This window comes from Microcoleus sp. A2-C3 (genome assembly GCF_036706065.1).
Lineage (GTDB): Bacteria > Cyanobacteriota > Cyanobacteriia > Cyanobacteriales > Microcoleaceae > Microcoleus.
The window spans coordinates 1-7,162 of sequence record NZ_JAUBVX010000102.1 but is presented as its reverse complement, the minus strand read 5'-3'; the positions used below and the strand labels follow the sequence as shown (position 1 = coordinate 7,162).

General features: G+C 41.9%; 8 protein-coding genes. 6 read left to right on the top strand and 2 right to left on the bottom strand.

The annotated features are described in order from the left end of the window. The coding region (locus QUB66_RS29275; protein WP_332970747.1) for a hypothetical protein at positions 1–111 on the top strand (111 nt) is incomplete at its 5' end. A gap of 246 nt (positions 112–357) precedes the next feature. Here the strand turns inward: QUB66_RS29275 and QUB66_RS29270 are convergent. After that, positions 358–621, bottom strand: coding sequence for a type II toxin-antitoxin system RelE family toxin (locus QUB66_RS29270; protein WP_265235991.1), 264 nt, complete (start codon positions 619–621; stop codon positions 358–360). After that, complete coding sequence (locus tag QUB66_RS29265; RefSeq protein WP_265235993.1) at positions 614–868, bottom strand: hypothetical protein; 255 nt, start codon at positions 866–868, stop codon at positions 614–616. Before QUB66_RS29265 ends, QUB66_RS29270 begins: the two co-directional genes overlap by 8 nt. Positions 869–1,229: 361 nt before the next feature. On the opposite strand from QUB66_RS29265, the gene QUB66_RS29260 reads away from it, so the two are divergent. The 5 genes from QUB66_RS29260 to QUB66_RS29240 all read left to right on the top strand — a co-directional run bounded on the left by QUB66_RS29260 (position 1,230) and on the right by QUB66_RS29240 (position 7,065). Next, entirely contained in the window at positions 1,230–2,234 is a 1,005-nt protein-coding gene (locus tag QUB66_RS29260) for an RNA-binding domain-containing protein (RefSeq protein WP_332970746.1), read from the top strand. A gap of 236 nt (positions 2,235–2,470) precedes the next feature. Next, a complete protein-coding gene (locus tag QUB66_RS29255; protein WP_332970745.1) occupies positions 2,471–3,577 on the top strand; it encodes a reverse transcriptase domain-containing protein in 1,107 nt (368 codons plus the stop codon). Positions 3,578–3,618: 41 nt separating this feature from the next. Next, complete coding sequence (locus tag QUB66_RS29250; RefSeq protein ID WP_332970744.1) at positions 3,619–3,870, top strand: hypothetical protein; 252 nt, start codon at positions 3,619–3,621, stop codon at positions 3,868–3,870. Positions 3,871–3,946: 76 nt separating this feature from the next. Further along, entirely contained in the window at positions 3,947–5,869 is a 1,923-nt protein-coding gene (locus QUB66_RS29245; protein ID WP_332970743.1) for an ABC-F family ATP-binding cassette domain-containing protein, read from the top strand. Between the two features lie 77 nt (positions 5,870–5,946). Further along, positions 5,947–7,065, top strand: coding sequence for an AAA family ATPase (locus QUB66_RS29240; protein WP_332970742.1), 1,119 nt, complete (start codon positions 5,947–5,949; stop codon positions 7,063–7,065). The last annotated feature ends 97 nt before the right edge of the window (positions 7,066–7,162 follow it).

The following is a 7,162-nucleotide window of genomic DNA, read 5'->3' as shown; positions in this document are numbered from 1 at the left end:
ACTATTGGCCAAGCGGCGAGGATTGGTGGGGTGAATCCGGCTGATGTTAATGCTTTGTTGATTTATCTGGAAGTGCGGAACCGCAAGCAGCCTGCTGCTGTGGGAAAGTAGGGTGAATGGCTGAAAATGTCTGAAAGGGCGATCGACTCCAACGAAGTCTCCCCGTTTGCTACCAAAAATAATGGTTGTCGGTGAATCGAATTGTTTGAGTTGAAAAAAAGGTAGCGTTCGAGTTGCGGTAAATCTTGTAAATTGATTGTTTTTTGGCGCACCGCATCGGCATTAATGCGGTTGATCAAATGGGGCGCGGACAAATATGTATCGAGTTAATGTACGACGCGAGTCCCTAACTTGCCTTCAGGGTTCATACGCCTCACTGCGATTAGCTATCGCCACAACAAATACCTGCACTATTTCATCGTCGATCGAGTAAATGACTCTGTAGTCTCCAATTCGGTAGCGATAGTACGCTGCAAAATCTCCTTTGAGGGCTTTAATGTTAGGGTGTAACAGGGGAGTTTGTTCTAACTGCTCCAAACATCTGGCAATTTTCTTCGCTAGGGCTTTGTCAGCATTGACATAAACCTTTTGAGCATCAGGATGGAGAAGAACTTCATACATCGGAGCGCAGAGTTCTCCAGTTTGCGTAATCAGTTTTAGGGGTTGCTTGATTTTGCTTAACTCGCTCTAGCAATCCAGAAATTGCCAAAAGTTCTTGAGTTGCAGCTTCGCTTTCAGCATTTGCTAAGTAAGCGGCAAAATCAGTAAGTACCTGTAATCGTTCCGGTGATAGTTGCTTGAGTAAATCGTTAAGCTGGCGGTGTAACTCTGTCACCGATATCAAGTCTGCTGAAGATTTATCATTCATTTGGGAATTATCCGTGCTTTATTTCTAATTTTACCGCAGAGAATTTTTGTTTGTCAATTGGGTATCGATAGGTGTTAGGCATGGTTTTGAGTTTTAAGCTTTTAGCACTTTTAGCAGGGATTGTGATCATATTTTGTACGTCAAAATTCCCGATCGTGTGATGTGGATTCTGGTCACTTTCTAATTCTCGCGACAGGCTGGGATAAACAGCGCTGGATTGACACGATTCTGTTTCATGCTCGTTTGCTCTTTTATTTGAGTCTGGGCGATAGATCTTCTTAGGGTTGTCACCCCCTCAGAAATTGCTGTAACATTGAAACTAGAGTTTATGCCACTACATATGAGACAGCAAATCGAGTTTGTGCAAGGAGAAACTTTTCCTCAAGAAGAAGGAGATTCTGTGGAGTTTAAGGAGATAACTTCAAAGAGGCCAGTCGATACCATTTTGAAGCATGCTGAAGAATATGTGGTTGGATTCCTGAATGCCCAAATAGAGGGAGATCTTTATTTGGGCATAGATGACTCCGGGAGCATTCAGGGGGTCACTCTTAATAGAAATTACCGAGACGAGATTTGTAGAAATATTCCTGGTAAATTAAGAAGCACAGATCCGGCTATTCCTCTTAGCTCTTATAGAGTGGAGATTTATGATATTTTAAATTCTGAGCGGGAGCTTATAGAAGACTTGTATGTAGTAAAAATACACGTTGTCAAGACAGAAGATAAAGATCTATACAGAACTTCAGGAGGTAGTGTATACCTTAAGAAAGGGTCAAGTTGTTTAAAGCTGAACAGTCAAGACATTACCAAAGAAATAGAGAGGCGCACACAGGTGCATTTGCGAAAAGAAGCCGACGAACTTGATCTAAAACTAGAAAAAGAACCTAATAATCAAAAAAAATTAGAACGTAGAGCCGATGTTGCAAAGTTTATGGGTGATATTGATACTATGGATCGAACTTACAGGAAATTGCTTGAATTGTCTCCTCAAAGCTCAGCAGTAAGGGTAACGTATGCAATTGCTCATAAGAGCATAGGTGATTTAGAAGGCGCATTATCTATCCTAAACGATGCACTCAAATCAGATATCAACGATTTTTCTATTTTAAAGAATAAAGGATTAATGCTTTTTGGTTTAAATAGATGGGAGGAAGCACTTCATGTTTATAAATCTCTGCTTGAATCACAGCCGAATAATTATATTATTCTTACTCAAATAGGCGTTGTATTCAGGCATCTAGGGAAATATAGTGAATCCATTAAATTTCTTAATTATGCACTCTCAAAATCCCCCAATTATAGATTGGCAAGCTATGAAAAGAAAAAAACATATTATGAAATTTTTAAACCGGGGCGAACGCATTAAGAATATGTAGAAAATACAATGAGAGTTTTTATAAGGTTGACCGATTTGGAAAATCATGGTATTATCAATTTAGTACCTACTTAATGGGTATTTATTTCCGTTAGCGATACTGCGACGGAGGATTCTTAACTTAGCCTTACGCCTTTCAAAGGTGCAACTGCCCTGCTTGTGCTTGTGCAAAAAGCGTGAATGCTCAAAAAGTAGGTACTTCATCTCAATAGTTTGAGCGGATAGTTATGAAAAAAGAGACTTATCTTGCTCCATTTTTATATGAGAGTTGCGAGGAACTTTCCAAAAAGTTCAAAGAGCTGAAATCACCTTATGATGTTGCTCAACTATTGCAAGTTCCTTATAAATATCTTATCTACTATATTTACGGAATCCCTCACGATTCTCGGTACACAAAATTCCATGTCCCTAAGAAATCTAGAGGCTATAGAACTATTCATTCCCCCAATGGTTCGTTAGGAATAGTTCAAAGAAAGCTCAGCCAAGTTTTATATGCTGTCTATCGACCAAGACCTTCTGTTCACGGATTTGCGACTTCGCGTAGCATTATTACTAACGCTAAAGCTCACGTCGGAAAAAAGTTCATTCTCAACCTGGATATTAAGGATTTCTTTGGCTATATTAACTTTGGTCGAGTTAGGGGATTGTTCATGGGAAAACCGTATGAACTAGACAAGAAAGTCGCGACTATCTTAGCTCAGATATGCTGTTTTGATGATAAACTGCCACAAGGAGCACCAACTTCACCAATAGTCTCAAATCTTATTTGTGCAAAAATGGATAGCGAATTACAAAGATTTTCCAGAGAGCATGGATTATTTTATACACGTTATGCTGATGACATTACTTTATCTAGCAATAGAACTCAGCTACCAGTTTCATTAGTTTCATCTTATGAAAAAGGTTCTTCTCGGGTTATTTTAGGAGATGAATTGCGAGCGATTATAGAGATTAATGGGTTTAGAATTAACGAGGCAAAAGTGAGGCTATCTTACAACCAAACACAAAGGCAGGAAGTTACAGGTCTAATAGTCAATCAAACTGTTAATGTAAGTCGTAAATACGTCCGTAATATTGAGGGTGCTCTTCATGCCTTGGAAAAGTATGGACTACAGGCAGCTACAGAAACTTATGAATCTAAATATGCTAAGAAAGTAACTTTACCCAAGAAGGAAGTAGCACGTTTCCTAGACTCTCTACGTGGGAAAATCGAGTTTGTAGGTAGTGTTAGAGGCAAAGAGGACTACCTCTATCAGAAGCTTCTCAGCAAGTTCAACGAGCTAAGAAAAAAAGAAGCTGACAATCAAAATCTTACAGAGACGCAAGATCCATAGATAACTTCTCAAATACCGCTTAACAATTGAAATTATGTTTCGTGTATCTGCACTTGGTGCTGGAGGACAAGTATCCTCATACCGATCGCCCTTTCTACACAAACAGATCGCACACCCGCTATCCTGTAAAATTACCTCAGTCTTTTGAAAATACGATCGCCCATCACAACACCCCAATCGATCGACACTATTCACCATCATCCCACGCACCCAACAACAGCCAAAATTCTACTCGCCGCCCCAAACTCCCTCGCCCGCAGCAGTTTCCCCAGCAGCAATCAGCACATAAATAAATCATCGCCACTAGCATAAATAAGCTTAAATCACCATCAGCGCTAAACTAAGTTAGGTAAACGATCTTATATACTCATGACTATTTTTACTCTGCGATCGATCAAAAAAGACTTCGGCATCAAAGAACTCTTGACAAATGCCAGTTTCAGCCTCGACGAAGGCGATAAAGTCGGACTCATCGGCACTAACGGTTCCGGGAAATCCACCCTGCTGAAAATGATTGCGGGTATGGAGTCGATCGATGCGGGCGATCGCTGGGTCAATCCAGGCTCTACAATTGTCTATCTCCCGCAACAGCCGGATTTAGACGAAAATCACACTGTCTTAGAGCAAGTATTTGCCGACAGTGGCGAACAAATGGCTTTGGTGCGCGAATACGAGGAAATTTCCGATCAACTGTCCCACGGAAAAGGCGATACCGACAAGTTGATGGCGCGTCTGTCTGCGGTGTCTGAACGCATTGATGAGGTTGATGCGTGGGATTTGGAAACCAAGGCTAAATTGATTTTGACTAAGTTGGGAATTGAGGATTTTCATGCGAAAATTGGCGACTTGTCCGGCGGCTACCGCAAGCGAATTGCTTTAGCAACGGCTTTACTTTCCGAACCCGATGTGTTGTTGATGGATGAACCGACAAACCACTTGGATGCGCTGTCTGTGGAGTGGTTGCAGAACTATTTGAACGGCTATCGCGGTGCACTGCTGCTGATTACGCACGATCGCTATTTTCTCGATCGCGTCACCAATCGCATCCTAGAGATCGATCGGGGCGACCTTTACAATTATGCTGGAAATTACGCTTATTACTTGGAGAAAAAAGCCTTAGCGGAAGAATCCGCCGCCAGCACTCAGCGCAAATTCTCGGGAGTTTTGCGGCGCGAGTTGGAATGGCTGAAAAAAGGGCCGAAGGCGCGCAGTACCAAACAAAAAGCTCGGATAGATCGCATTAAAGATATGCGAGCAGAGGAATTCAAAACAGCCAACGGCAAAGTCGAAATTGCGACAGCGGGTCGCCGGATTGGTAAGAAGGTGATTGAATTACTGCATATCAGTAAAGCTTACGACGATCGCACTTTAATTAAAGACTTTACCTACAATTTCACTCCCGAAGACAGGATAGGAATTATTGGCTGCAACGGTGCGGGAAAATCGACGCTGATGGATATCATCACCGGACGCATTCAGCCGGATTCGGGTACTGTCGAAATTGGCACAACCATTCATATCGGTTATTTTGACCAGCATTCAGAGGATTTGACTCCGAACGAAGACCAGCGAGTTATTGAATACTTGAAAAGTGTAGCGGAATTGGTGCAAACGGCGGACGGGGAAATCATTACTGCTTCTCAAATGTTGGAGAAGTTTTTGTTTCCGCCGATTCAACAGTATGCACCGATTAACAAGCTTTCCGGCGGGGAAAAGCGCCGGTTATTTCTGTTAAAGGTGCTGATGAGCGCGCCCAACGTGCTGATTTTGGACGAACCGACAAACGACTTGGACGTGCAGACTCTGGCGGTTTTGGAGGATTATCTGGAAGATTTTAACGGCTGCGTGATTGTGGTGTCGCACGATCGCTATTTTCTCGATCGCACAATTGACATGGTTTTCGCCTTAGAACCGGGTGGCAATTTGCGCTTGTATCCCGGCAATTACTCGGTATATTTAGACCACAAAAAAGCCGAAGAAGCCAAGGAACTCAAAGGACAAAAAGACAAAGAAAAGTTTGCACGTACCCCTGAATCTAACAATTCACAAACCAAAGCTTCTACTACAAAATCAACGAAAGTTTCGTTCAACGATCAGCGGGAATACCAGCAGTTAGAGGCTCAAATTCCGAAGCTGGAAGCTGAGAAACAAGAAGTTGAGAAGATTTTGTCAAACAACGCTCCGAGCGGGTTTGCGGAGGTGAAGAAGTTATCGGATCGTTTGACTAAATTGACTCAGGAGATCGATCGCGCGACTGAGCGGTGGTTAGAATTGGCCGAACGGGTGGGTTAATTTGGGTTGTCCGAGTGTTGTGTTTAGCTCCTGCTCACAATGACAGGAGCTAGAGAAATTATGACTGAAAAAATCCCATGCTGAAACGAATATATATTGACAATTTTCGCTGTTTGGTAAATTTTGAACTAAATCTTGATGCAATTAATCTATTTCTGGGATCTAACGGCTCAGGTAAATCCACAGTTTTTGAAGTCTTGCAGAAAATCCAAGCATTTGTCAGCGGCGACAGTAAGGTAGAAGGAATTTTCAAACCAGCGGACTGCACCCGCTGGCAAACCTTAAAAATTCAGCGTTTTGAGCTCGAAATTCTCGGTAATGGCGGCTGCTACATATATCAATTAGGAATTGATCACAATCGAGATAAATGTCGTGTTGGGTACGAGCGTCTGTTCTTTGATAAGCAGCCTTTACTAACATTTGAATTAGGCGAAGTTCAACTCTATCGAGATAATTATTCACCGGGCCCGCAATACCAGTTTGACTGGTCGCAATCTATGCTATCTTCATTAATGCCAAGAAACGACAACACGAAGTTAACTTGGTTTAGAGAACGGATGGCGCGATTTATCATTGTGCAAGTTATTCCCAGCTTGATGGTTGATGAAAGTAGCCAAGAACAAATGCGTTTGACTCCTCAGATGGAAAATTTTGTTTCTTGGTATCGGTACTTATCTGAAGATCAAGGTAAAGTTACTGAAATTGGAAATATTTTAAGAGCTGTTTTGGATGGATTCACACATTTTAAGTTTGAGCGATTCAGCGAAGAAAATTCGGTGTTAAAACTGCGGTTTTCAGGAGAAACAGATAACAGCAAGCTAATTGAATATCGTCTGGGAGAATTGTCTGCCGGACAAAAAACATTAGTTGCTTTATACGCGCTGATTTACGGTACAAAATCTGAAGACTATACCTTGTGGATTGATGAACCGGAAAACTTTTTAGCATTGCCAGAAATTCAACCCTGGCTGATTGAGCTTTATGACCTTTGTAGCGAGGGAAAACTTCAAGCATTACTAATTTCTCACCATCCTGAGTTAATTAACTATCTTTTAGCTTCACCGATTGGCTATTGGTTTGAGCGTCAAAGTAATGCTCCGGTTCGAGTCAGACGAATTAGCAGTGAAGTGGCTGATGATTCTGGACTACCGATTGCTGAACTGATTGCACGGGGATGGTTGAATGAGCCAGCGTAGAGTTCAGATTATGATTCTTTGTGACTGTAGTTTAGACTAAAAAATAGTCGCAGCTAAAAGTAGCTGGCTTTGAAGAGCAGGCAAGCTGTTACTCAAA